Raw genomic sequence first — 23,667 nt, 5'->3', positions numbered from 1 at the left:
GTCGAAAAGCGGCGCTGCCGGCCTCAGGCCAGCAGCCAGAGCAGGCACAGCCCGAGCACGATGCAGCACAGGCCGAAGAAGCGCAGCTGCCCGTCGCGCAGCTGCATCAGCTGGCCGAAGCCGCGGCGCCAGCCGCCGGGCGACACGAAGGGCAGGATGCCCTCGATCACCAGCACCAGCGCCAGCGCGCTCCAGAAGGTGTCGGAACTCACGTTCCCGAAACTGCTGCGAACGCAGGCGTCAACGGCGCGGCGCGCCGGCCGACGAACCCGCGCCCTGCATCGCGCGGAAGAAGTCCGACGAGGGATCGACCACCATCACGTCGCTCTTCTTGTTGAAGCTCTGCTTGTAGGCCTCGAGGCTGCGATAGAACTGCGCGAACTGCGGATCGCGGCCGAAGGACTCGCTGTAGACCGAAGCGGCCTGGGCATCGCCCTCGCCCTTGATCTTCTGCGCGTCGCGATAGGCGTTGGCAACGATCACTTCGCGCTGGCGGTCGGCGTCGGCGCGGATCTTCTCGCCTTCGGCCGTGCCGGTGGAACGCAGCTCGTTGGCCACGCGCTTGCGCTCGGCTTCCATGCGGCGGTAGACCGATTCGGTGATGGCTTCCACGTAGTCGACGCGCGTGATGCGCACATCCACCACGTCGACGCCCCAGGGCTTGGCGCCCTTCACCACGGTCAGCACCTCGCGCTGCACGTCGGCCATCAGGGCCTCGCGGCGCACCGAGATCAGGTCGCGCACGGTGCGCTTGTTGATGTTTTCCTGGAACGCGTTGCGCACCACGCGGTTGAGCTGCATGGCACCGGCGTTCTCGTCGAGGCCGACGTTGCGGATGTAGGCCTGCGGGTCGGTGATGCGCCAGCGCACGTACCAGTCGATCACCACGCGCTGCTTCTCGGCCGTGAGCATGGGCTCGGTGTCGAGGCTCGACAGCGTGAGCAGCCGCTTGTCGATGTACGACACGTTCTGGAACGGCGGCGGCAGCTTGAAGTTGAGGCCGGGCTCGGTGATGACCTGCTTGATCTGGCCCAGGGCGTAGACCACGCCGAACTGGCGCTGGTCGACCACGAAGAGGGTCGAGCTCAGCAGCACCAGCAGCACGAGGATCGACGAGGCGATGAATCCGATTCTGTTCATGTTCTTGTTGCCTTCCAGGTTCAACGCACGTCGCGGTCACGCGAGCGGCCGTCGCGGGCACGCATGTCGTTGGTCGGCGCGACCGGGATCACCGAGGACTGCACCGGCGCGGTGCCGGCGACGCTCGGGCTGGCGGCATCGACCGGGGTGGACTGGTTGCTGCCGGTCTGCTGGATCAGCTTGTCGAGCGGCAGGTACAGCAGATTGGAGCCCTGCTTGCTGTCGACCAGCACCTTGGTCGTACTGGCGTAGATCTGCTGCATGGCGTCGATGTACATGCGGTCGCGCGTGACCTGCGGCGCCTTCTGGTACTCGGTCAGCACCGAGGCGAAGCGGCCGGCATCACCCTGGGCCTGGGCCACGATGCGCGCCTTGTAGGCTTCGGACTCTTCCTTCAGCCGCGAAGCGGTACCGGTGGCCAGCGGCACCACGTTGTTGGCATAGGCCTGCGCCTCGTTCTTGGCGCGCTCGCGTTCCTGGCCGGCCTTGAGCACGTCGTCGAAGGCGGCCTGCACCTGCTCGGGCGGACGAACGCCACCCTGCTGCAGGTTGATGCCGACCACTTCGACGCCGACCTGGTAGCGGTCGAGGATGTTCTGCATCAGCTGGCGCACGCGCGGCGCGATCTGGTCGCGTTCCTCGGCGAGGGCCGCGTCCATCTTCATCTTGCCGACGACTTCGCGCACGGCGGTCTCGGCCACCTGCACCACCGTGTCGGCGGGCGTCTTGCTCTCGTAGAGCCAGGCGCGCGCATCGCTCAGGCGGTACTGCACGGCGAACTTGATCTCGACGATGTTCTCGTCCTCGGTCAGCATGGCCGATTCGCGCAGGCCGGTGGAACGCACGATGGCGTCGCGGCCCACGTCGGTCGAGCGGATCTGCGTGACGACCACGGTCTCGTGGCGCTGGATCGGGTACGGCAGGCGCCAGTTGAAGCCCGCGCCCACGGTGGTCTTGTAGCGGCCGAACTGGGTGATGACGGCCTGCTGGCCTTCGTTCACGATGAAGAAGCCGGTACCGAGCCAGATCAGCACGGCGACGATGGCCACCAGGCCGATGCCGAAGCCGGCGTTCTTCATGTCGGGTTTGTAGCCATTGCCGCCACCGTTGCCGCCGCTGGGACGGTTGTTGTTGCCTCGGCCACCGCCGAAGAAGCCGCCGAGCTTGCGGTTGAGATCGCGCCAGAGTTCATCGAGGTCCGGCGGCCCCTGGTTCGGGCCCTGGCCGCGCGGGCGGTTGTTGTTGCCGTTGTTGCCCGAAGGCGGGGGCGTGGGGGCACCCGGAGGATCGGCGTCGGGAGGCCTGTTGCCCGAAGGGCGATCGCCATTGGAGGAGGACGAATCGTCGCCACGCCCCCATCGGCCATCGTTCAGGTTGAACATGCCCAAGAACCCTTTCCACACTGGCTTTGCATTCATTCGCGTCGTTCTCTTGTCAGTGGCGGGATTGTGCCCAATCAATGGGTGGCACCGTGCAATTCAGCGTCACCCTCAGGGGTCATGGTATCGGCGATCGAGCCCGAGAGTCGGGCCAGCTCGGCGCGCAGCAGGGGCAAGCCCTCGCCGCTGCGGGCGCTCAGGAAGATGCGCGGAACCTGCACGCCGTCGATGTCCATGTCGTCCTGCAGATGCAGCGGACGTTGCGTGCTTTCAAGGGCATCGAGCTTGTTGAAGACCAGCAATTGCGGCACGGTGTCGGCGCCGATCTCGCGCAGCACCGTCTGCACCTCGGCCATCTGCTCGGGATGGTGCGGGTTCGAGGCATCGACCACGTGCAGCAGCAGGTCGGCATCGACCGCCTCCTGCAGGGTCGCCTTGAAGGCGTCGACCAGGCCGTGCGGCAGGTCGCGGATGAAGCCCACGGTGTCGGAGATCGACACCTGCCGGCGCGCATCGCCCAGGTAGAGGTTGCGCGTGGTGGTGTCGAGCGTGGCGAACAGCTGGTCGGCTGCGTAGGCACGGGCCTTCACGAGCGCATTGAACAGCGAGGACTTGCCCGCGTTGGTGTAGCCCACCAGCGAGATGTTGAAGGTCTCGCGGCGCTCGCGCTGGCGCCGCTGCGTGCCGCGCTGCTTCTGCACCTTGGCCAGGCGCTCGCGCGTGCGCTTGATCGACTCGGCGATCATCCGCCGGTCGAGCTCGATCTGCTTCTCGCCCGGGCCGCCGCGCACGCCGGCACCGCCGGTCTGGCGCTCCAGGTGGGACCAGCGGCGCACGAGGCGCGTGCTCAGGTACTGCAGGCGGGCGAGCTCGACCTGCAGCTTGCCTTCATGCGAGCGCGCGCGCTGCGCGAAGATCTCGAGGATGAGGAAGGTCCGGTCGTACACCGCGACGTCGAGCTGGCGCTCGAGGTTGCGCTGCTGGGCCGGGCTCAGCGACTGGTCGAAGATGACCTCGCTCGCGCGATGCATCGCGGCGAGCTCCTTGATCTCGTCGGCCTTGCCGCTGCCGACGAAAAGCGCCGCGTCGGGCACCTTGCGCTTGCACACGAGGCGCGCCACGGGCGAGAGGCCCGCGGTTTGCGCGAGCAGGCCGAGTTCTTCGAGTTCGCTGTCGAAATGGGGCAGCCCGAAGTCGACGCCGACGAGAACGACGGCGCCTTCCTGGCGGGAATTCAGTTCAGACAAGCGGTATCAGAAAAGGGGAAAAGCGCGGCGGGTTTGACACCGCCGCGCTCCGCGCCGATCAGGCTGCGGCGTCGTCGTTCTCGTTGGCCGAGAAGTTGACGGCACGACCCGGCACGATGGTGGAAATGGCGTGCTTGTAGACCATCTGTGTCACCGTGTTGCGAAGCAACACGACGTACTGGTCGAAAGACTCGATCTGACCCTGCAGCTTGATACCGTTCACCAAATAAATGGAAACCGGCACATGCTCGCGACGCAGTGTGTTCAGAAACGGGTCTTGTAGAAGTTGCCCTTTATTGCTCACGATATTCTCCGTGTTCAAGAGTAGTTGTTGGAAAAGGGACCTTAACACAGGCCTCCCGCGCTGCAGCATTCCGCGCCAAAAGCCTTTGAAAAATAACGGTTCTCAAAAGACGGAACTTCCGTTCCGGCGGCCGCTCATCGGCCGCCAACGGTGCCCAAGACTCACTCGTCCTTGTCGGCGTAGGGATTGTGGGAGCTCTTGAATTCGATTCGCAATGGTGTACCCACCAGGTCGAATTCCTTGCGGAACCGCCCTTCGAGAAAGCGCTTGTAGGCGTCGGTCACATGCTCGAGCGAATTGCCGTGGATCACGATCAGCGGCGGATTCATGCCGCCCTGGTGCGCATAGCGCAGCTTGGGCCGGAACATGCCGGTGCGCTTGGGCGTCTGGAATTGCACCGCCTCGAGCAAGAGCCGGGTCAGCACCGGCGTCGACATCTTGCGGGTGGCCGACTTGTGGGCCTGCGCGATCGCCTGCCACAGCGGGCCCAGGCCCTGGCGCTTGATGGCCGAGATGAAATGCAGCGCGGCGAACTTGAGGAACACCAGCCGGGTCTCGATCTGGCGCTGGATCTGCTCGCGCTGGTAGCTGTCGACCGCGTCCCATTTGTTGATGGCGATCACCACCGCGCGGCCGCTCTCGAGGATGTAGCCCGCGATGTGGGCGTCCTGGTCGGTCACGCCCTGGGTGGCATCGAGCAGCAGCAGCACCACATTGGCCGATTCGATGGCCTGCAGCGTCTTGACCACCGAGAACTTCTCGATCGCCTCGAACACCCTGCCCTTGCGGCGCAATCCGGCGGTGTCGATCAGCTCGAAGCGCTGGCCGTTGCGCTCGAAGGGCACCGAGATCGCATCGCGCGTGGTGCCGGGCATGTCGAAGGCCACGAGACGCTCTTCGCCGAGCCAGGTGTTGATCAGCGTGGACTTGCCGACGTTCGGGCGCCCCGCCACCGCGAGCTTGATCGGCTTGTTGACATCGTCCTCGCCGTCCTCGTCCTCTTCGGGCTCGGGCAGGTTCAGCGACTCGAGCGCGAGTTCGACCAGGCCGCGGATGCCCTGCCCGTGCGCGGCCGACACGCCATGCACCTCGCCGAGACCCAGCTCGTAGAAGTCGACCAGCTTGGAGCCGTCGTGCATGCCTTCGGACTTGTTGGCCACCAGCACGCAGGGCTTGCCCAGGCGGCGCAGCTCGTTGGCGATGTCGTGGTCCTGTGCCGACAGCCCTTCGCGGGCGTCGACCACGAACACCACCACGTCGGCCTCGGCCACGGCCTGGCGCGTCTGCTTGGCCATCTCCTTGAAGATGCCGCTGCCCGCGTCGGGCTCGAAGCCGCCGGTGTCGATGACGATGAACTCGTGCTTGCCCAGGCGGCCGTTGCCGTAGTGGCGGTCGCGCGTCAACCCGGCGAAGTCCGCCACGATGGCGTCGCGCGTCTGGGTCAAGCGGTTGAACAGGGTCGACTTGCCGACGTTGGGACGGCCCACCAGGGCCATGACGGGTTTCATGGCCGCTCCTTCGCGGATTCGCAATTCATGGCCATGCCCTGGAAAAAATATCAGTCTGGACGGTAGCCGAAGACGCCGCCGTTGGCCGTGACGACCACCACCGTGTTGCCCACGACCACCGGAGCGGTTTCGATGGCCGAGCCATCGGGCGTGACGCGGTTCAGCAGGCCGCCGTTCTCGCGCGAGACGAACAGCAGCAGACCGGTGCTGTCGCCGATGACCAGCGAGCGGCCCACGGCCAGCGGCGCGGTCAGCGTGCGGTTCTTGAAGGTGGTGGTCTGCCAGGCGCGTTCGCCGTCGGCTCGGCGCCAGGCGGTGACGCTGCCATCGGCTTCGGTGCCGTAGACGAAACCGTCGTCGCCACCGAGGCCTTCGGCGCCCGAGGCCGCCTTGCTCCAGACCAGCGTGCCGCGCAGCGTGTCGACGCAGCCGACGCTGGCATAGTAGGCGCGCGCGCAGACGGTGTCGCCCACGCGGCTCACGCTGCCGGTCAGGTCGACCAAGCGCTCGACGTCGTTGGTGCCGCGCGGCGCCGCGATCGGCGATTCCCAGCGCGAGGTGCCGTTCGACGGGTTGATGCCCGCGAGGCGGCCGCCGATGCCGGCCACCAGGGTGTCGCCCACGGCGAGCAGCACGCCCGGCTTCTTGAGCACGAGGTTCTCGCCGGTGCGCTGCTGCGACCAGAGGCGGCGACCGCTCTCGCCGTCCCAGGCGCTGATGTTGCGGTCGGCGGTCTGCACGAAGACGCGGCGGCCGGCCACCAGCGGTGCGGTGAAGGCCTGCGCCGTGAGGCGCTGCTTCCAGATCACCTTGCCGCCCTGCAGCGCGACCAGCTCGTTGTTGGTGGTGACCACCGCGGTGATGCTGCCGTCGCTGCCCACGCCCGCCGTGAGCGGTGCGCCGACGCTGGCACGCCAGGTTTCGCGGCCCGCGCGGGCATCGATGCCGACCACGGTGCCGTCGGCGGCCGCCACGGTCACGATGTCGCCGCTGATGTCGGTGGTGAGCGGGAACTTGACCGCCGGGATCTTCACGCTCCAGGCCTGGCGCACGCCGATCAGCGAGGCATTGGTCGGCAATTCGGCCGGCTTCGGCTTGGAGGTGCCCGAGCACGCGGCCAGGACCGCTACCAAAACAAGAGCAGACCCCGCACGCACGGCGGTCGATTCAGGCATGAAACGCATGAAATTCATGATGGCTGGCGATCAGGATTTGGCAGGAACTGCGGGGGTGACGGTGATGACGGGCGCCAGGCTCTTGGGGTCGACGCCGACCGCATTGAGCTTGAATTCGACCAGCCGGCGGTATTCGGAAGCGGCACCCAGGCCGGTCCAGGCCTTGCGGTACTCGGCCTGCGCCTCGTCGCGCTTGCCCTGGGCCAGGTAGATGTCGCCCTTGCGGTCGGCCACCAGCGGCTCGAATTCCTTCGGCACGTTGCCCGAGAGCTGCTTGATCGCGTCGTCGTAGGACTTGGCGTCGAGCAGTTCGGCCGCGAGGCGCAGCTTGGCGATGGCCTGGTAGCCGGGGTCGGTGGCCTTGTCGGCCACCCAGCCGAGCGCGGCGCGCGAGGCTTCGGCATTGCCCTTGTCGTAGAGAGTCTTGGCGGCCAGCAGGCCGGCCTGCTGCGCATAGGCGGTGCCCGCGAAGCGCTCCTTCATGTCGTTGAACACGCGCTCGATGCGGGCGGCATCGCCCGACTGGGCACTGCGCTCGACCTCGTCGTACAGCGCCGCCGCCTGGGCTGCCTTGGTGCGCTGGAAATACTGCCAGCCGTTCCAGGCCACGAAGGCGCCGGCGACGAGCAGCACGACCCAGGTGATCAGGGTGCCGTAGGTGTTCCAGAAATGCTTGAGCTGGTCGAGCTGTTCCTGTTCTTCGAGATCGAGATGGGTTGCCATGCGCTGTCAGTGGTTGGAAGGACTCGAGGCCGCGGTGCGCCGGGTGCGCCCGTGTGTTTTGATTCTGTGCCTCCGTGAGGCTGAAAGACTCAGGAACGGTCCGATGATTCCCCGGGAGCCGGCGATTGTAGGGTGGCGGCCCAGCCGGCCACGTCCGCGAGCGGGCGGGCCACCTGCGAACCGCTGCCATCGCGCAAGGATTTCACGGTGACCTCGCCACGCGCGAGTTCGTCCTCGCCGAAGATCAGCGCAAAGCGCGCGCCGCTCGCATCGGCCTTCTTGAACTGCGCCTTCATGCCGCCGCCGCCCGCATGCTGCACCACGGCCACGCCGATCGCGCGCAACTGCTCGAGCACGACCATCGCCTGCGGCAGCGCCGCGGCCGAGGGCACGATGGCGTAGGCCGCGGGTTCGCTGCCGGGCACCGGCAGGCCGAGTTCCTGGATCAGCAGCAGCAGCCGTTCGATGCCCAGGCCGAAACCCACGGCCGGCGCGGGCTTGCCGCCCATCTGGCCAATCAGGCCGTCGTAGCGGCCGCCGCCGCACACGGTGCCCTGCGAGCCGAGCTGGTCGGTGACCCACTCGAACACGGTCAGGTTGTAGTAGTCCATGCCGCGCACCAGGCGCGGGTTGACGTGGTAGCCCAGGCCCGCGGCGTCGAGCACCGCGCGCACCGCGGCGAAGTGCGCGCGCGACTCCTCGCCGAGGAAGTCCATCAGCTGCGGCGCGGCCTCGACCATCGCCTGCATGGCGGGATTCTTGGTGTCGAGGATGCGCAGCGGATTGCTGTGCAGCCGGCGCTGCGCATCGGCGTCGAGCAGCTCGGCATGCGCCTCGAAGTGGCGGATCAGCGCCTCGCGATGCGCCTGGCGCTCGGCCGGCTGGCCCAGGCTGTTGATCTCGAGCCGCACGTGCTGGCCCTCGAGCAGCCCGAGCTCGCGCCACAGCGCGCGCACCATGAGGATCAGCTCGGCATCCACGTCCGGGCCGGCGAAGCCCAGCGCCTCGACGTCGAGCTGGTGGAACTGGCGGTAGCGGCCTTTCTGCGGCCGCTCGTGGCGGAACATCGCGCCCAGGGTCCACAGGCGCAGCGGTCCGTTGTAGAGCGCGTTGTGCTCGACCATCGCGCGCACGATGCCGGCGGTGGCCTCGGGGCGCAGCGTGAGCTTGTCGCCGTTCATCGAGTCGGTGAAGGAGTACATCTCCTTCTCGACGATGTCGGTCACCTCGCCGAGGCCGCGCACGAACAGCGCCGTGGGTTCGACCACCGGCGTCACGATGTACTGGTAGCCGTAGCGCGCGAGCAGCCCGCGCACCGTCTGCTCGAACCACGACCACAGGGCCGAGTCGGGGAGGCGGTCGGTGCGCGGCACGCTCGCCGGCAATATGTCGTTCATGCCTTTGACGGCATTGATCTTGTCAGCCATGGGAGAGGAGTGGTCAGGCGACGTCGGCAGCCTGGGGCTGGCCGAAGCGCTTTTCGATGTAGGTTTCGACGAGCTGATGGAACTCGTTGGCGATATTGTCGCCGCGCAGCGTGAGGGCCTTTTCGCCGTCGATGAAGACCGGCGCGGCGGGGGCCTCGCCGGTGCCGGGCAGGCTGATGCCGATGTCCGCGTGCTTGCTCTCGCCGGGGCCGTTGACGATGCAGCCCATCACGGCCACCTTCATCGTCTCGACGCCCGGGTATTTCTTGCGCCAGACCGGCATCTGCAGGCGCAGGTAGTCGTCGATCTGCTTGGCCAGTTCCTGGAAGGTGGTGCTGGTGGTGCGGCCGCACCCCGGGCAGGCGGTGACGCTCGGCACGAAGATGCGCAGGCCCAGCGACTGCAGGATCTCGGAGGCGATCACCACCTCCTGCGTGCGCGACTCGCCCGGCTGCGGCGTGAGCGACACGCGGATGGTGTCGCCGATGCCTTCCTGCAGCAGGATCGACAGCGCGGTGGCCGAGGCCACCGTGCCCTTGGTGCCCATGCCGGCCTCGGTCAGGCCCAGGTGCAGCGGATAGTCGCAGCGCCGCGCGAGTTCGCGGTAGACCGAGATCAGGTCCTGCACGCCGCTGACCTTGCACGACAGGATGATCTGCTCGCCGGCCATGCCCATGGATTCGGCCAGCTTCGCGGATTCGATGGCCGAGGTGATCAGCGCCTCGTACATGACCTGCTTGGCATCCCAGGGCTGCGCACGCAGGCTGTTGGTGTCCATCAGGCTGGCCAGCAGTTCCTGGTCGAGGCTGCCCCAGTTCACGCCGATGCGCACCGGCTTGTTCCAGCGCATCGCCGCGTCGATCATCTGGCCGAACTGACGGTCCTTCTTGTCGCCCTTGCCCACGTTGCCGGGGTTGATGCGGTACTTGCTCAGCGCCTCGGCACAGGCCGGATAGTCGGTCAGCAGCCGGTGGCCGTTGTAGTGGAAGTCGCCGACCAGCGGCACGTCGATGCCCATGCGGTCGAGCTGCTCGCGGATGTAGGGCACCTGCGCCGCGGCTTCGGGCGTGTTGACCGTGATGCGGACCATCTCGGAGCCGGCCTGGGCCAGTTCCTTGACCTGGATCGCGGTGCCGATCGCGTCGACGGTGTCGGTGTTGGTCATCGACTGCACGCGCACCGGCGCATCGCCGCCGACCGTGACCACGCGCGGGCCCCAGACCACGCGGGCCTGGCGCGAGCGGCGCGCCTTGGGCGCCGCGGATTCGATCGGCAGGGGTTCGCTCACGATTTCACCTCGAAGCGCGCAACGCCGCCGTTGCGCGTGAAGGGTTTGAGATCGAAGGGCTTGCCGAGCACCTGCACATCGACGCTCGATGCGCGCCCGACCACCACCGAGAGCGGCAGCGCCCCCGACAGCGCGACCGTTTCGCCGGCCAGCAGGCTGCGCCGCAGCAACTGCTTGCCCGCCGAATCGGTGACGGTGATCCAGCATTCCTCGCGCGCCACGAAGACCAACGCCTGGCCGCTCGCGTCGGCGGCGGCCGGCGGCGTGGCCGTCGCGGGGGCGGCGGGCGTTGCCGCGGCCGGTGTCGCCGGTGCAGCCGCAACGGCCGGTGCCGGCGTGGCGGTGCCGACGGCCGCGGCCGGGACCGGCACGTTCTCGGTCGCGACGCCCGGCGTGGTGCCGGGGGCGGCAGGCGCCTCGCCGGCGTTCGGTCCGATCTCGGCCGCACCGCGCGCGGTGATGCGCGACACCGTGCTGCCGATGCGGTCGAACACCGACTGCGGCAGCCAGAAGATCGCGGCCGCGCCGACCAGCAGCAGCGCGACCACGGTCAGCAGCGCGCGCGACGGCAGCCCGCCCGAACGGCCGCTGCCCCAGCGCGAGGTGCCCGAGACGATGTGGGTCTTGAGATTGCGGTCGGCCACCGCCACGGCGGCCTTGGGCGCGCCCGGCAGCTTGGCGAGCACCGGTGCCGGATCGACGCGCAGCGCGCGGCAGACGCTGCTGGCCAGCGCGCGCGCGAACACCGGATCGGGCAAGGCGGCGATGTCGTCGGCCTCGAGCGCCAGCAGCTTCTGCGCCGGCACCTTGAGCGCGGCCGCGACCATCTCGATGTGCAGGCCGTGCGCTTCGCGCGCCTCGCGCAGCATGGTGCCGGCGGACTTGTTCGTGTTGTCGGCTTCCTCGAGCGGAATCACCGCGGAAGTGCCGAATTCGGAAACCCGTTCAGTCATTGAAATTCCCGCGCTCGAACGCCGAAGCTTCGCGCGACTGCGGGAAGCGGCGCTGCAGCTGCCCGCCCAGCTGCGCGACCGCCTCGCGGTTGTTGAGACTGCGCTCGATCTTGATCCCCAGCCACAGGGTTTCGGCGTTGGCCGAGGGACCGTTGTTGACGCGGCGCACGTAGAACTGCGCGCGCGACCATTCCCCGCGCTTCGCGAGCAGCGAGGCGAGGTTGAAGCCGACCACCGGATTGCCGGCATCGATCTCGTAGGCCGCCTGCAGCGAGCGCTCGGCCTCGACGGGCTGGCCCGCGCGCATCTCGCACAGGCCCTGCGTCATCAGCGTCTTGGCGCGTTCGGTGTAGGCCGGCGTGGCCAGCGCCTCGGTGAACTGCTGGGCGGCGTCGCGGTAGCGGTTCTGCTGGCACAGCAGCCAGCCGTAGTTGTGGCGCGTGTTGCCGTCGCGCGGGTTGAGCGCCAGCGCGCGGCGGAAGCTGTCCTCGGCCAGGCCGGCGTCTTCCATGCGCATGTAGACCAGCCCGCGCAGCGCGAAGGCATCGGCATAGCTGGGATCGGCGTTGAGCGCCTGCTTGATCTCGTCGAGCGCGACGGTGTTCTGGCCATGCTCGAAATAGCCGGCCGCGAGTTCCATGCGCAGGCGGGCGCGGCGACGGGCGTTCGACTCGTCCGACTCGGTGACGAGCTGCGGGCCCGAGGACGAGCTGGCCGAATCGAGGCTGGTGGTCGTGGTGCGGGTGTTCACGCACCCCGCCGAGAGCAGCAGCGCCGCGAGGCCCGCGAAGCTGGCCACCAGCACGCGTTGCAGCCCGGCACTCGCCGTCGGAAAAGCCATGCTCATCGGTTCAATGCTCCTGGGAGGCGGTGGAAGCGGCCTTGCGGACCGGATGCAACACGACCGTTCGCTCCGTTCCCGAGGCAGAAGACGCCAGGCGGCGCTGCGCCATGCGCTCGGCCGCGCGGGTGCGGTCCTTGACGTCGCCGGCCAGCTGACCGCAGGCGGCGTCGATGTCGTCGCCGCGCGTCTTGCGCACCGTGGTCACCAGGCCGGCTTCGCTCAGCATCTTCGCGAAGGCCAGCACGCGCGGCTGCGGCGAACGCAGCAGGCCCGATGCCGGGAAGGGGTTGAACGGGATCAGGTTGAACTTGCACGACACGCCGTGCGTGCGCACCAGCTCGATCAGCTGGCGCGCATGCTCGGGCTGGTCGTTGACGCCGTCGAGCATGCAGTACTCGAAGGTGATGAAGTCGCGCGGCGCGTGCGCGAGGTAGCGCTTGCAGGCCTCGAGCAGCTCGGCGATCGGGTACTTGCGGTTCAGCGGCACCAGGTCGTCGCGCAACGGGTCGTTGGGCGCGTGCAGCGAGACGGCGAGCGCCACCGCGCAGTCGGTGCCCAGGCGGTCGATCATCGGCACCACGCCCGAGGTCGAGACCGTGACGCGGCGGCGCGAGAGGCCATAGCCGTTGTCGTCGAGCATGGTGCGCAGCGCGGGCACCAGCGCCGAATAGTTCTGCAGCGGCTCGCCCATGCCCATCATCACCACGTTGGAGATGACGCGCTCGTCGCGCTTGAGGTGCTTGCGCAGGAAGTGCTCGGCGAACCAGAGCTGGGCGACGATCTCGCCCGTGCTCAGGTTGCGGCTGAAGCCCTGGTGGCCGGTCGAGCAGAAGCGGCAGCCGACCGCGCAGCCGGCCTGGGACGACACGCACAGCGTGCCGCGGTCGTCCTCGGGAATGAAGACGGCTTCGACGGCATTGCCGTCACCGACGTCGAACAGCCACTTGATCGTGCCGTCCTTGGATTCGTGCTGGGTGATGACCGGCAGCGCCTCGACGCGCGCGGTCGTCGCGAGTTTCTCGCGCAGCGACTTGGCCAGATCGGTCATCTGGGAGAAGTCGCTGGCGCCACGCTGGTGGATCCAGCGGAACAGCTGCGTGGCGCGGAATTTCTTCTCGCCGAGTTTTTCGCAGAACGCAGCCAACCCCTCGAGATCGAAATCGAGCAGGTTGGCCGTGGTCATGGATTCGGTCGAGATGCGGCTTCAGCGTGCGTAGACGTTGAGGCCGGCGAAGAAGAACGCCACTTCGTTGGCGGCGGTTTCGGGAGCGTCCGAACCGTGCACGGCGTTGGCGTCGATGCTGTCGGCGAAGTCGGCGCGGATGGTGCCGGCGGCGGCCTTCTTCGGGTCGGTGGCGCCCATCAGGTCACGGTTCTTGGCGATCGCGTTCTCGCCTTCGAGCACTTGCACGAACACCGGGCCCGAGATCATGAACTCGACCAGGTCCTTGAAGAAGGGACGTTCCTTGTGCACGGCGTAGAACTGCTCGGCTTCGTTGCGCGAGAGGTGGACCAGCTTGGCGGCCACGATCTTCAGGCCGGCGGCCTCGAAGCGGGAAACGATCTTGCCGATGACGTTCTTGGCGACGGCGTCGGGCTTGATGATGGAGAGGGTACGTTCGATAGCCATGGAAGTGCTTTCTGAGCTTGCTTGATTCTGAAGTTTTTTGTCACAACTGCAACGATATTGTTGCGCTGTATCCCGACAAAGCCCGCGATTTTAACCGGCGGGATTCACCACCTTGGTGAAAACCCCGCGAAAGGCCGCGCGGGCGCGGCTGTTTTTGTTCAGCGGCCGCGGCGCCGGCCACCGCCGCCGCCCTGCCCGCCAAAGCCGCCGCCTCCACCACCGCCCCCGCCGCCCCCACCGCCACGGCGGCCGGAACCGCCCTGGCGCTGTTCCTTGCGCTGGCGCGTGAAGCTGTCGGCGCCGATGTAGCCCAGCGAGGTCTTCATCGGATCGGGCTGGTTGGCACCGCTCGGCGGACGGTCGTCGCCGCCCTGCCGGTTGCGGTTGCCGGCGTTGTTGGTGCCGTTGTTGCGCCGGCCCTGCTGCTGTTGCGGCGGACCGCCGTTGCCGCCGCCGGGGCCGCGGTTGTTGCGCGGGCCGCGCGGCGGACGGCCGTCGCCCAGCGGACTGGGGATCGGCGGCTCGCGGTTGTCGTCGCGCGCCTGGGCACCACCGCCGTTGCGGCCGCCGCGGCGCTTCTTGTTGCGGCCGTTCCGGCCGCCACCGCCGCCATCGGGACCCTGGCCGCGCTGCTGCGGCGGGCCCGGACGCGCCTGCGCGCCACCCGAGGCCTGGAACAGCGCGCGGATGTCGCGCTCGTCGAGCTCCATCCAGGCGCCACGCTTGAGGCCGCGCGGCAGCACCATCGCGCCGTAGCGGATGCGGATCAGCCGGCTGACCGCATGGCCCACCGACTCGAACAGCCGGCGCACCTCGCGGTTGCGGCCTTCGGAGATGGTGACGCGGTACCAGCAGTTGGAGCCTTCGCCGCCACCGTCCTCGATGGTGCCGAACTGCGCCATGCCGTCGTCGAGGCGCACGCCGTCGAGCAGCTTCTGCCGTTCTTCGCTGCTGATCGCGCCCAGCACGCGCACCGCGTACTCGCGCTCCAGGCCGAAGCGCGGATGCATCAGCTGGTTGGCCAGGTCGCCCGAGCTGCTGAACAGCAGCAGGCCTTCGGTGTTCAGGTCGAGCCGGCCGACCGACTGCCACTTGCCCTGGTGCAGGCGCGGCAGCTTGCGGAACACGGTCGGACGGTTCTGCGGATCGTCGTGCGTGACGACCTCGCCCACGGGCTTGTGATAGGCGATCACGCGCGGCGGCGGCGGCGCGATCCGGTAGCGGATCGGCTTGCCGTTGATCTTGACCTGGTCGCCGTACTGGATGCGCTGGCCGATGTGGGCCGGCTCGTTGTTGACCGAGATGCGCCCCTGCAGGATCAGTTGCTCCATCTCGAGGCGCGAGCCGAGCCCGGCCTGCGCCAGCACCTTGTGCAGCTTGGGCGAATCGGCCTCGGGCAGCAGCACGCGCTTGAGCGGCGGCACCTCGGGGCTGTCCTCGTCGGCGTCGAACTGGCCCGAGATGACGTCGGCGAAGCGGATCGGCTCGGGCGGCGGCGCATTGCGCTGCTCGCGCTCGGCGGCGCGGCGCGCGCGGTCGAGGTCGTCCTCCTCGTCGTCGGGGTCTTCCTCGTCCTCTTCGTCCTCGGAACGGTCGTCCGAATCTTCCTCGTCCCGGGGCTGCAGCCGCGCCGGTTCGGCACGCGCGGGTTCGGGCTCCGGCTGGGGCACCGGTGCCGCGACGGGCTCGGGTGCCGCTTCGAGCGCGGGCGGCCCGGATTCGGCTGCGGGCTCCTCGGGCGCCGCTTCGACCACAGCCTTCGGCTTGCGCGGGCGCTTGGGCTTGGCGGGCTTGGCCGGCTCCTCGGCGCTCTCGACGGCCACGGCCGCTTCGGGTTCGGCCGCGGCCGGCGCCTCGGCGGCCTCCACGGCCTCCTTCTTGCGCCGCGGACGCCGCTTCGGTGCCGCGCCCTCCTCCGCCGTCGCTACGGCTTTCGCAGCATCGCCCGCGGACTGGCCGGTGGTTTCCGGCGTGTTTTCATTGGACAAGGGGTCGATCGGCAGGATCGCCGCTTGGTCGGGGTCGGATGAGCTCATGAGGTCTTTCCGGGGAGGACTGCGTCAGGATCGGTCGCGTCCGGCGGTGGAGCGTCGGGATCGATGCGGGGTTCTTCGGAGGGTTCGGTATCGGCGGAAGCCTGGGCTTCCGCGGGGGCTGGCTGTTCGGCGTCGCCGTTGCCTCGCTCGTCGAGGGCGACGGCATCGCCGGGCTCGGGCGCCGTGTCGGGCGACGCTGCGTCAGCGACCGCCTGCAGGGCTTCGGGCTGCTGTTGTTCTGCCGGGGTGGTGGGCGCAGTCTGCGCCTCTTCCACCGCCACGGCAACCGCTGCATCGTCGGCGGCGGGCTCATCGATCGGCAGCGCCGGCTGGTTGCCGCCGCCCGCGCGCTCGAGCGAATCGACCAGCGCCGCCTGCTGCGCCGGCGTCTCGATCACCGGCAGCTGGTCGAGCGAGGCCAGGCCGAGGTCATCGAGGAACTGGCGCGTGGTCGCGTACAGCGCCGGACGCCCGACGGTCTCGCGATGGCCGATCACCTCGACCCAGTTGCGGTCCTCGAGCTGCTTGAGGATCAGCGAGTTGATGGTGACGCCGCGGATGTCCTCCATGTCGCCGCGCGTGACCGGCTGGCGGTAGGCAATGATGGCCAGCGTCTCGAGCGCCGCACGGGTATAGCGCGGCGGCTTCTCGGGGTGCAGGCGGTCGAGGTGGTCGCGCATCTCGGGCCGGCTCTGGAAGCGCCAGCCACTGCCCACGCTGACCAGTTCGAGGCCGCGTTGCGTCCAGTCTTCCTGCAGCTCGAGAAGCAGCGACTTGATCGTGTCCACACCCAGTGCGTCGTCGAACAGCACGCGCAATTCGCGCACCGGCAGCGGCTGGCTCGAACAGATCAAGGCGGTTTCGAGAATGCGCTTGGCATCCGCCGTATTCATGGTTCGCGTTGTCCGGGAAAAGGCGCCTTGGAGGACGCTTTTTTTGTTCAGAAGGATGGAAGGAGGCGTTGCCGGCACGCGGCGAGTGCAACGCGGGGCCGGCATCAAGCAGTGGCCGGCGCGGCGGCCCTGGGGGCCGTCAGGCCCGATTGTAGTCCAGCCCCCAGGCCCGCAAGGCCTCGGCGAGATCGGCCGGCAAGGCCGAATGCAGCGCGATCGGCGCCTTGGTGACCGGATGGACGAAGGCCAGCCGGAACGCATGCAGCGCCTGCCGCGCGAGGCCCGCGGCGGCCGTGCCGCCGTAGAGCGTGTCGCCCACCAGCGGATGGCCGATCGATGCCATGTGCACGCGGATCTGATGCGTGCGGCCGGTTTCGAGGGTGCAGCGCACCACGCAGCCGCGCTCCTCGCTGTCCAGGCGCTCGATCAGGGTGCGCGCGGTCTTGCCGGCGTGCTGCTGCAGGTCGACCACCGCCATGCGCAGCCGGTTGCGCGGATCGCGGCCGATGGCGGCGTCGACCTGGCGCGCGGCCGGGCCGGTCCAGGGCTTGTGGCCCAGCGCCAGGTACTGGCGCTTGACCTCGCGCGCGGCGATCAGCGCCACCAGCGCGTCCATGGCGGCGCGGGTGCGCGCGACCATCATCAGCCCGCTGGTGTCGCGGTCGAGCCGGTGCACGATGCCCGCGCGCGGCAGCAGCAGCGCCTTGGGATCGAGCGCGAGCAGGCCGTTGAGCAGCGTGCCGCTCCAGTGGCCCGGGGCGGGATGCACCACCAGGCCGGCCGGCTTGTCGATCACGCGCAGGTGCTCGTCCTCGTAGACGGTGACGATCTCCATGGGCTCGGGCCGGAAGGCCTGGCTCTGGGGCGTGGGCCGCAGTTCGATGCGCCCCGCCTGCCCGGCCCGCACGGCCGCCGAGGCCTTGGTGGCGGCGCGGCCCTGCAGCTCGACGGCGCCGGCCTCGATCAGTTGCTGCAGGTAGCTGCGCGAGAACTCGGGAACCAACGCGGCCAGCGCGCGATCCAGTCGCAGTCCGTGCTGCGCGGGGTCGACGACGAAATCCCGCCACTCGCTGGCTTCGGACGGATCGGCGCCCTCGTCGAGCTCGGCCGCCTCCGGGGAGTTGTCGCGGGGGTCGGTCGATATAATTGAGGGCAACTGTTTCACGAAAGCCGCATGTGATGATTCGCGCCAAATTATCGGTCCCAGCCTGGATGGCGCTCGGCGCCCTCGCGCTGCTCGCCGGCTGTTCGAGCACCAAGGACGACAAGACCGCGACCTGGAGCCCCAACCGGATCTACGCCGAAGCCAAGGACGAGGCCGGTTCCGGCGCCTACGACAAGGCCGTGCCGCTGTACGAGAAGCTCGAGGGCCGCGCCGCCGGCACACCCCTGGCCCAGCAGGCCCAGCTCGAGAAGGCCTACGCCCAGTACAAGGGTGGCGACAAGGCCGCCGCGGTCTCCACCATCGACCGCTTCCTGAAGCTGCATCCCGCCAGCCCCGCGCTCGACTATGCGCTGTACCTCAAGGGCGTGGTCAACTTCAACGACGACCTCGGCATGTTCGCGTTCCTCACGCGCCAGGACCTGTCGGAGCGCGACCAGAAGGCGGCCAAGGAGTCGTTCGAGTCGTTCAAGGAACTGGTCACCCGCTTCCCCGACTCGCGCTACACGCCCGATGCGCGCCAGCGCATGAACTACATCGTGAACTCGCTCGCCCAGTACGAGGTTCACGTGGCGCGCTACTACTACTCGCGCGGCGCCTACCTGGCGGCCATCAACCGCGCCCAGAGCGCGATCGCCGACTACCGCGAAGTGCCCGCCGTCGAGGAAGCGCTCTACATCATCGTGCGCTCGTACGACGCGCTCGGCATGAACGACCTGCGCGACGACGCGCAGCGCGTGCTGACCTCCAACTACCCGCAGAGCACCTACCTGACCCAGGGCTTCAAGACCAAGGACGATCCCTGGTGGAAGATGTGGTGATGGCGGCGGCCAGCCGGTTCGGCTGACCCGAGAGACACGAAAAGCCCGACGGCGCGAGCCCTCGGGCTTTTTTATCGCCCGCGCGGCGCGAACCTCAGTCCTGCACCGGCACGGCCAGCTCCGCGATCGCCGCGTCGAGGTCGGCCTCGGTCTCGAGCCGCCGCATCGGCGGCAGCGCCCCGAGCAGGCGCCGGCCATAGCCCATCGCGACCAGGCGCGTGTCGCAGATCACGAGCACGCCGCTGTCGGTCTCGCGCCGGATCAAGCGCCCCGCCCCCTGCTTGAGCGCCACCGCGGCCTCGGGCAGCGAGTAGTCGCCGAAGGAGCTGCGGCCCTGCGCCTCGAGCCGCTGCGAGCGCGCCTCGACCAGCGGATCGTTGGGCGGCGGGAACGGCAGCTTGTCGATCACCACCAGCTGCAGGGCATCGCCGGGCGCGTCGAAGCCTTCCCAGAACGAGGCCGAGGCGACCAGCACGCAGCCGGGTCGCCCCATCGTGTCGCCCTCGCGGAAGCGGTCCATCAGCACCCGCTTGGGCAGTTCGCCCTGCACCAGCACCTCGGGCCGCCGCTCGATGCCCAGGCGCTCGATCTGCTGGCGGATCTCGTCGCCCACGGTGCGCAGCGCGCGCAGCGTGGTCGTCAGCACCAGCGTGCGGCCGCCGAGCGCGCCGGCGCCGCGCGCGGCCAGTTGCGCCACGCGCAGGCTGTGCGAGGGCTCGTTGGGCTTGGGGAAGGCGCGCGGCACGTACAGCGCGGCCTGCGCGGCGTAGTCGAAGGGGCTGCGCACGCGCAGCACCTCCGCGTCCTCGAGGCCGCAGGGTTCGGTGAACCAGCGCAGCGTGGGGTCGTCGCCGAGCGTGGCGGAGGTGAAGACCCAGGCCCGGCGGCGGCGCTCGGTGGCCGCGGGTTCGGGCTCGTGCGCGCGCGGCGGCTCGTCGTCATCGTCGTCGCCGCCGCCCTGCGCATCGAGCCAGGCGTCGTAGTCGTCGACGGCCTCGCGGGCGCCGGGCGCCGGCGCCTCGTCGTCGCGTGGCTTGGCGATCTTGAGCACGCGCGTGCGCATCGCCTCGGCGATGTCGAGCGGCGACTCCACCAGCCGCAACTGCGTGCCCACGTCGACCCAGCGCACCGATTCCGGCGCGCAGGCGCGCGCGAACTTGGCGGCGCGCTTCGCGAGTTCGCGCGCGCGCTCGAGCAGCCGCACGAAATCGGGTGACAGCTCGCTGACGGTGTCGAGCCCTTCGGCCGCTTCCTCGAAGGCGATCTGCAGCGTGTCGAGCGCACCCTGCCATTCGTGTTCGCCGATGCCCTCGGGCGAGGGCCCGGCCCAGCGCAGCTTCGCGCCCGGCCACTGCTTGCCCACCGCCAGCCGCAGCTCGCGCGCCGCGCGCTCGAGCCCGGCCACGATGCCCTGCCAGTCGACCAGCCCGCGCGCATGCGTGAGGCCGGCCGCGAGCACGTCGCGCGCGAAGTCGAGCGCCTGCCCGGTGCCGAGGTTAGTGCCGAGGAACTGCACGCCGGTCTCGTTGAGCTGGTGCGCCTCGTCGAACACCACCACGCTGACGCTCGGCAGCAGCTCGGCCATGCCGGTCTCGCGCACCGCGAGGTCGGCGAAGAACAGGTGGTGGTTGATGACCACCACGTCGGCCGCCAGCGCCTCGCGCCGCGCGAGGTTGACGTGGCAGGGCTTGAACTGCGGGCACTGCGCGCCCAGGCAGTTCTCGCGCGTGGAGCTCACCAGCGGGATCAGCGGCGAGCGCTCGTCGAGCCCCGGCAGTTCGGCGAGGTCGCCGGTGCGCGTGGCCTTGGACCATTGCTCGATCTTCGCCAGCGTGCGCAGGCTGCCGCGCTCGGGCAGCGAGGCGTCGTGGCGCGCCATGTCGAGCCGGTGCAGGCAGAGGTAGCTGCCGCGGCCTTTGAGCAGCGCGGTGCGCACCGGCAGGCCCAGCGCTTCCACGAGTCGCGGCAGGTCGCGGCCGAAGAGCTGGTCCTGCAGCGCCTTGGTGGCGGTCGAGAGCAGCACGCGCTCGCCGCTCAGCAGCGCGGGCACCAGGTACGAGAAGGTCTTGCCGACGCCGGTGCCCGCCTCGACCACCAGCATGCCGCCCTGCTCGATGGTGCGCGCCACGGCCATCGCCATCTCGGTCTGGCCCGAGCGTTCGCGGAACTGCTCGGCCGCGCGCGAGAGCACGCCGCCCTCGGAGAAAGCTTCCAGCACCTTCGATGCGAGCGTGTCTTCCATGCCCACCGCGCTCATGCGGGCTCCTTCGGATCGATCGCGTTCTCGAGCCGCACGATCTGGTCGCGCAGCGCGAGGCGGCGCTTCTTGAGGCGGCGCAGCAGCAGCTCGTCCCGCGGCACGACCTCGCTCAGGCCGTCGATGGACGCGTCGAGGTCCGCATGCTCGATGCGCAGCTCGATCAGTTGGCGGGAAAGGGAGTGGAGATTGGAGTCCAACGTGGGAGAAGCGGACGCATCTTCTGCGCGGCTCGGGCTCGGGTTCATTCGATAATACGTCGTGATCCGAACTCCAGAGAAGACAGGCGGCGCTGCATCGGCGCATTCGCGCTCATGACCCAAGGCTTTCGACTCGTTGCCGCCACCGGCCTGCACAAGGGCGACCGCCCCTACCAGCAGGACCAGGTGCTGCTGATCGCGCATCCGCGCACGCCGGGCTGCGTGCTCGCCGTGGTGGCCGACGGCATGGGCGGGCGCAGCGGCGGACGCAAGGCCTCCGACCAGGTGCTGATGACCGCGCGCCAGCTCTTCGCGCGCTACAACCCGGCGCGCGACGAGGCCGAGGCGCTGCTGCGCCAGCTGCTCGAGGACGCGCACACGGTGATCAAGCTCACGGCCGTGTCGAGCGAGCAGGAACCGCACAGCACGCTGGCCGCCTTCCTCATGAACCCGACCGGCGACTGCGCCTGGATCCACGCGGGCGATTCGCGCATCTACCACTTCCACGACGGCCGGCTGATCAAGCGCACGCGCGACCATTCGTACGTGCAGACGCTGATCGACCGCGGCGAGATCACCGAGGCCGAGGCCAACGTGCATCCGCAGGGCAACATCCTGCTCGGCTGCCTGGGCATGCGCTCGACGCCGCCGCCGATCGCACCCGACCAGGTGCCGAGGATGCAGCCCGGCGACCTGCTGATGGCCTGCAGCGACGGCCTGTGGCACTACTTCACTCCCGAAGAACTCGCGAGCGTGCTCCATGCGCAGCCGCCGCGCGATGCGGTCGAGATCCTGGTGGGCGAAGCACGCCGCCGGGCGCATGGCACGGGCGACAACATCTCGATCGCGGTGCTCAAGCTCGAGCCCCTGCCGGCGGCCTGAAATCTCCGCGGCCTGCGCGGGCCGTTGCGCGGCGGTCAGGGCTTCGCAGCCGGCTCCGCGGGCGGCAGGGGCGCGCCGCGCGGCTTGGTGCGGTTGGTGTTCTGCCGCTCGCGGCTGGCGCGGTGCTCCTCGGCCTTGCGCTGCTTTTCCTCGTAGCGCTGGGCCTGCGCGGGCGCCTCGGCGCGGCGCTGCGCGGCCTTGGCCTGCTCGGCAGCCTGGTTGCTCTGCTTCTGGTCGAACTGGCGCTGGCGCTCGGGCGCTTCCGCAGCCGTCGCGGCACGGCCTTCGGCATGGTCGGCGGCACGCTGTTCGCGTTCGCGCTGGTTCTGCTGGGACTGCTCGCGCTGCTGCGCGGAATCCTGCGGGCGTTCGGTGGTCTTCTTCTCGTCGAGCTTGCGCAGCTCGGCGGCGCCGCGGCGCTGGCGCTCGATGTCGTTGATCGACGATTCCTGGCGCTTGATGTGGTCGTTCTCGGTGCGGCGGCGCGCGCGGCTGTCGCGCAGGCAGTCCTCGACCGCGAACTTGGCGTAGCAGGCCTTGCGTTCGTTCTCGTAGCGCGCCTCGATGGCGGCGCGCTCGCTGGCCAGGCGGTTGCGCTCGGCCTCGAGATCGGCGACGCCGGCAGCGGCGCTGGACTGGGCCCAGGCCGGCAGGCCGGCCAACGACATCCACAGGGCAAGGACGAGGGTTTTCTTCATGTGAGGCGAGTGTCGACGATGCGGCGTTCCAGCGCGAGGAATTCGGCCGACTGCATCTCGTTGAGCCGCGAGACCGTGCGCGGAAACTCGTGCGCCAGCGGCCCCTCGGTGTACAACGCCTCGGCCGGTACCTCGGCCGACATGATGAGCTTGACGCGGCGGTCGTACAGCACGTCGACCAGCCAGGTGAAGCGGCGTGCCTCCGAGGCCATGCGCACCGGCATGTGCGGCACGTCGGACAGCAGCACGGTGTGGAACTGGCTCGCGATCTCGAGGTAGTCGTTCTGCGAACGCGGCCCGCCGCACAGCGTCTTGAAGTCGAACCAGACGACGCCACCGGCCTTGCGGCGCGCGCGGATCTCGCGCGACTCGATGTGCAGCACCGGGTTCTCGTCGGCCGTCTCGGCCAGCTTCTCGAAGGCCTTGCGCATCTCCTTCTCGGCGCCGGCATCGTTCGGCGTCAGGTACATGCGCAGCTGCTCCATGGTGCGGCGCCGGTAGTCGGTGCCGTTGTCCACGCTGAGCACCTCGAGCTTCTGGTTCAGCAGCTCGATGGCGGGCAGGATGCGGTCGCGGTGCAGCCCGCCGGGATAGAGGTCGTCGGGCTTGAAATTGGAAGTGGTGACGAAGCCCACGCCGTTCTCGAACAGCGCCATCAGCAGCCGATGCAGGATCATCGCGTCGGTGATGTCGGCGACGTGAAACTCGTCGAAACAGATCAGCTTGTAGCGCTTCGAGATGCGCAGGCCCAGCTCGTCGAGCGGGTTGACGGTGCCCTGCAGCTCGCGCAGCTCGCGGTGCACCTCGCGCATGAACTCGTGGAAGTGCAGGCGCGTCTTGCGCCGCAGCGGCACGGCGTTGAAGAAGAGGTCCATCAGGAAGCTCTTCCCGCGCCCCACCCCGCCGTACATGTAGACGCCGCGCGGCAGCTCGGGCCGGTTGATGAGCTTCTTCAGCGCATTGGAACGCTGCGACTTGTACGCGGCCCATTCCGTGGCGCAGCGATCGAGCGCCTCGACGGCCCTCAGCTGTGCGGGATCGCTCTTGAACCCGCGTGTGGCGAGTTCCGCTTCGTAGGCCTGTTTGACGCTCAAGGGATC

At 69.0% G+C, this 23,667-nt stretch carries 23 protein-coding genes; 2 read left to right on the top strand and 21 right to left on the bottom strand.

What is annotated here, in order from left to right; genetic code table 11:
* Positions 1-23 precede the first annotated feature (23 nt).
* The 17 genes from R0232_RS13930 to R0232_RS13850 all read right to left on the bottom strand — a co-directional run bounded on the left by R0232_RS13930 (position 24) and on the right by R0232_RS13850 (position 17,712).
* Positions 24-212 (bottom strand): DUF2065 domain-containing protein, encoded by a 189-nt coding sequence (locus tag R0232_RS13930; protein WP_093342605.1) that lies wholly within the window; start codon positions 210-212, stop codon positions 24-26.
* Positions 213-240: 28 nt separating this feature from the next.
* Positions 241-1,140 (bottom strand): protease modulator HflC, encoded by a 900-nt coding sequence (gene hflC, locus R0232_RS13925; RefSeq protein ID WP_093343425.1) that lies wholly within the window; start codon positions 1,138-1,140, stop codon positions 241-243.
* A 20-nt stretch (positions 1,141-1,160) separates the two neighbouring features.
* Complete coding sequence (hflK, locus tag R0232_RS13920; RefSeq protein ID WP_093342607.1) at positions 1,161-2,522, bottom strand: FtsH protease activity modulator HflK; 1,362 nt, start codon at positions 2,520-2,522, stop codon at positions 1,161-1,163.
* Positions 2,523-2,596: 74 nt separating this feature from the next.
* Positions 2,597-3,766, bottom strand: coding sequence for a GTPase HflX (hflX, locus tag R0232_RS13915; RefSeq protein ID WP_093342608.1), 1,170 nt, complete (start codon positions 3,764-3,766; stop codon positions 2,597-2,599).
* Positions 3,767-3,824: 58 nt separating this feature from the next.
* Positions 3,825-4,070, bottom strand: coding sequence for an RNA chaperone Hfq (gene hfq, locus R0232_RS13910; RefSeq protein WP_056582504.1), 246 nt, complete (start codon positions 4,068-4,070; stop codon positions 3,825-3,827).
* Positions 4,071-4,231: 161 nt separating this feature from the next.
* Entirely contained in the window at positions 4,232-5,578 is a 1,347-nt protein-coding gene (gene der / locus R0232_RS13905; RefSeq protein ID WP_208509375.1) for a ribosome biogenesis GTPase Der, read from the bottom strand.
* Between the two features lie 50 nt (positions 5,579-5,628).
* Positions 5,629-6,771 carry an outer membrane protein assembly factor BamB gene (bamB, locus tag R0232_RS13900; protein WP_093342611.1) on the bottom strand — a complete coding sequence of 381 codons (1,143 nt, stop codon included), beginning with the start codon at positions 6,769-6,771 and terminating at the stop codon, positions 5,629-5,631.
* Between the two features lie 12 nt (positions 6,772-6,783).
* Complete coding sequence (locus tag R0232_RS13895; protein ID WP_208509376.1) at positions 6,784-7,476, bottom strand: YfgM family protein; 693 nt, start codon at positions 7,474-7,476, stop codon at positions 6,784-6,786.
* Positions 7,477-7,565: 89 nt separating this feature from the next.
* The gene (hisS, locus tag R0232_RS13890; protein ID WP_431512471.1) at positions 7,566-8,903 is read right to left on the bottom strand and encodes a histidine--tRNA ligase; all 1,338 of its coding nucleotides are present in this window, start codon (positions 8,901-8,903) and stop codon (positions 7,566-7,568) included.
* Positions 8,904-8,916: 13 nt separating this feature from the next.
* Entirely contained in the window at positions 8,917-10,179 is a 1,263-nt protein-coding gene (ispG, locus tag R0232_RS13885; protein ID WP_281077512.1) for a flavodoxin-dependent (E)-4-hydroxy-3-methylbut-2-enyl-diphosphate synthase, read from the bottom strand.
* Positions 10,180-10,187: 8 nt separating this feature from the next.
* A complete protein-coding gene (locus R0232_RS13880) occupies positions 10,188-11,144 on the bottom strand; it encodes a helix-turn-helix domain-containing protein (protein WP_296792899.1) in 957 nt (318 codons plus the stop codon).
* On the bottom strand, positions 11,137-11,991 hold the full coding sequence (pilW, locus tag R0232_RS13875; protein ID WP_208511459.1) for a type IV pilus biogenesis/stability protein PilW: 855 nt from the start codon (positions 11,989-11,991) through the stop codon (positions 11,137-11,139). Before pilW ends, R0232_RS13880 begins: the two co-directional genes overlap by 8 nt.
* A gap of 4 nt (positions 11,992-11,995) precedes the next feature.
* Positions 11,996-13,171 (bottom strand): 23S rRNA (adenine(2503)-C(2))-methyltransferase RlmN, encoded by a 1,176-nt coding sequence (gene rlmN, locus R0232_RS13870; RefSeq protein ID WP_093342618.1) that lies wholly within the window; start codon positions 13,169-13,171, stop codon positions 11,996-11,998.
* 21 nt (positions 13,172-13,192) lie between these two features.
* Positions 13,193-13,618 carry a nucleoside-diphosphate kinase gene (gene ndk, locus R0232_RS13865; protein ID WP_019653122.1) on the bottom strand — a complete coding sequence of 142 codons (426 nt, stop codon included), beginning with the start codon at positions 13,616-13,618 and terminating at the stop codon, positions 13,193-13,195.
* Positions 13,619-13,776: 158 nt separating this feature from the next.
* Positions 13,777-15,654 carry a pseudouridine synthase gene (locus tag R0232_RS13860; protein ID WP_431512470.1) on the bottom strand — a complete coding sequence of 626 codons (1,878 nt, stop codon included), beginning with the start codon at positions 15,652-15,654 and terminating at the stop codon, positions 13,777-13,779.
* On the bottom strand, positions 15,651-16,547 hold the full coding sequence (scpB, locus tag R0232_RS13855; protein ID WP_431512469.1) for an SMC-Scp complex subunit ScpB: 897 nt from the start codon (positions 16,545-16,547) through the stop codon (positions 15,651-15,653). Before scpB ends, R0232_RS13860 begins: the two co-directional genes overlap by 4 nt.
* A gap of 139 nt (positions 16,548-16,686) precedes the next feature.
* Complete coding sequence (locus tag R0232_RS13850) at positions 16,687-17,712, bottom strand: RluA family pseudouridine synthase (protein ID WP_431512468.1); 1,026 nt, start codon at positions 17,710-17,712, stop codon at positions 16,687-16,689.
* A gap of 14 nt (positions 17,713-17,726) precedes the next feature.
* Here R0232_RS13850 and R0232_RS13845 point away from each other — a divergent pair, with 14 nt between their 5' ends.
* Entirely contained in the window at positions 17,727-18,530 is an 804-nt protein-coding gene (locus R0232_RS13845) for an outer membrane protein assembly factor BamD (protein ID WP_203205542.1), read from the top strand.
* 94 nt (positions 18,531-18,624) lie between these two features.
* Here the strand turns inward: R0232_RS13845 and R0232_RS13840 are convergent, their stop codons facing one another.
* On the bottom strand, positions 18,625-20,772 hold the full coding sequence (locus R0232_RS13840; protein WP_431512890.1) for an ATP-dependent DNA helicase: 2,148 nt from the start codon (positions 20,770-20,772) through the stop codon (positions 18,625-18,627).
* A gap of 11 nt (positions 20,773-20,783) precedes the next feature.
* On the bottom strand, positions 20,784-20,987 hold the full coding sequence (locus R0232_RS13835; RefSeq protein WP_203205541.1) for a YdcH family protein: 204 nt from the start codon (positions 20,985-20,987) through the stop codon (positions 20,784-20,786).
* 114 nt (positions 20,988-21,101) lie between these two features.
* Between R0232_RS13835 and R0232_RS13830 the strand changes: the two genes are divergently transcribed.
* Complete coding sequence (locus R0232_RS13830; RefSeq protein ID WP_093342626.1) at positions 21,102-21,869, top strand: PP2C family protein-serine/threonine phosphatase; 768 nt, start codon at positions 21,102-21,104, stop codon at positions 21,867-21,869.
* A gap of 35 nt (positions 21,870-21,904) precedes the next feature.
* Here the strand turns inward: R0232_RS13830 and R0232_RS13825 are convergent, their stop codons facing one another.
* Entirely contained in the window at positions 21,905-22,567 is a 663-nt protein-coding gene (locus R0232_RS13825) for a hypothetical protein (protein WP_093342628.1), read from the bottom strand.
* Entirely contained in the window at positions 22,564-23,661 is a 1,098-nt protein-coding gene (zapE, locus tag R0232_RS13820) for a cell division protein ZapE (protein ID WP_093342630.1), read from the bottom strand. The genes R0232_RS13825 and zapE overlap by 4 nt, the downstream gene beginning before the upstream one ends.
* Positions 23,662-23,667: the final 6 nt, after the last annotated feature.

This window comes from Variovorax sp. DAIF25 (assembly GCF_050711835.1).
Classification (GTDB): domain Bacteria; phylum Pseudomonadota; class Gammaproteobacteria; order Burkholderiales; family Burkholderiaceae_C; genus Variovorax.
Note: the sequence above shows the minus strand (reverse complement) of the source record. Positions and strands in the feature narration are given on the sequence as shown.

Excerpts from the sequence above, each read along its gene's own strand:
- hflC (WP_093343425.1), bottom strand. The coding sequence starts at position 1,140 with ATGAACAGAATCGGATTCATCGCCTCGTCGATCCTCGTGCTGCTGGTG.
- hflK (WP_093342607.1), bottom strand. The coding sequence starts at position 2,522 with ATGTTCAACCTGAACGATGGCCGATGGGGGCGTGGCGACGATTCGTCC.
- der (WP_208509375.1), bottom strand. The coding sequence starts at position 5,578 with ATGAAACCCGTCATGGCCCTGGTGGGCCGTCCCAACGTCGGCAAGTCG.
- bamB (WP_093342611.1), bottom strand. The coding sequence starts at position 6,771 with ATGAATTTCATGCGTTTCATGCCTGAATCGACCGCCGTGCGTGCGGGG.
- R0232_RS13895 (WP_208509376.1), bottom strand. The coding sequence starts at position 7,476 with ATGGCAACCCATCTCGATCTCGAAGAACAGGAACAGCTCGACCAGCTC.
- hisS (WP_431512471.1), bottom strand. The coding sequence starts at position 8,903 with ATGGCTGACAAGATCAATGCCGTCAAAGGCATGAACGACATATTGCCG.
- R0232_RS13880 (WP_296792899.1), bottom strand. The coding sequence starts at position 11,144 with ATGACTGAACGGGTTTCCGAATTCGGCACTTCCGCGGTGATTCCGCTC.
- pilW (WP_208511459.1), bottom strand. The coding sequence starts at position 11,991 with ATGAGCATGGCTTTTCCGACGGCGAGTGCCGGGCTGCAACGCGTGCTG.
- rlmN (WP_093342618.1), bottom strand. The coding sequence starts at position 13,171 with ATGACCACGGCCAACCTGCTCGATTTCGATCTCGAGGGGTTGGCTGCG.
- ndk (WP_019653122.1), bottom strand. The coding sequence starts at position 13,618 with ATGGCTATCGAACGTACCCTCTCCATCATCAAGCCCGACGCCGTCGCC.
- R0232_RS13860 (WP_431512470.1), bottom strand. The coding sequence starts at position 15,654 with ATGAGCTCATCCGACCCCGACCAAGCGGCGATCCTGCCGATCGACCCC.
- scpB (WP_431512469.1), bottom strand. The coding sequence starts at position 16,547 with ATGAATACGGCGGATGCCAAGCGCATTCTCGAAACCGCCTTGATCTGT.
- R0232_RS13845 (WP_203205542.1), top strand. The coding sequence starts at position 17,727 with ATGATTCGCGCCAAATTATCGGTCCCAGCCTGGATGGCGCTCGGCGCC.
- R0232_RS13840 (WP_431512890.1), bottom strand. The coding sequence starts at position 20,772 with ATGGAAGACACGCTCGCATCGAAGGTGCTGGAAGCTTTCTCCGAGGGC.
- R0232_RS13830 (WP_093342626.1), top strand. The coding sequence starts at position 21,102 with ATGACCCAAGGCTTTCGACTCGTTGCCGCCACCGGCCTGCACAAGGGC.
- R0232_RS13825 (WP_093342628.1), bottom strand. The coding sequence starts at position 22,567 with ATGAAGAAAACCCTCGTCCTTGCCCTGTGGATGTCGTTGGCCGGCCTG.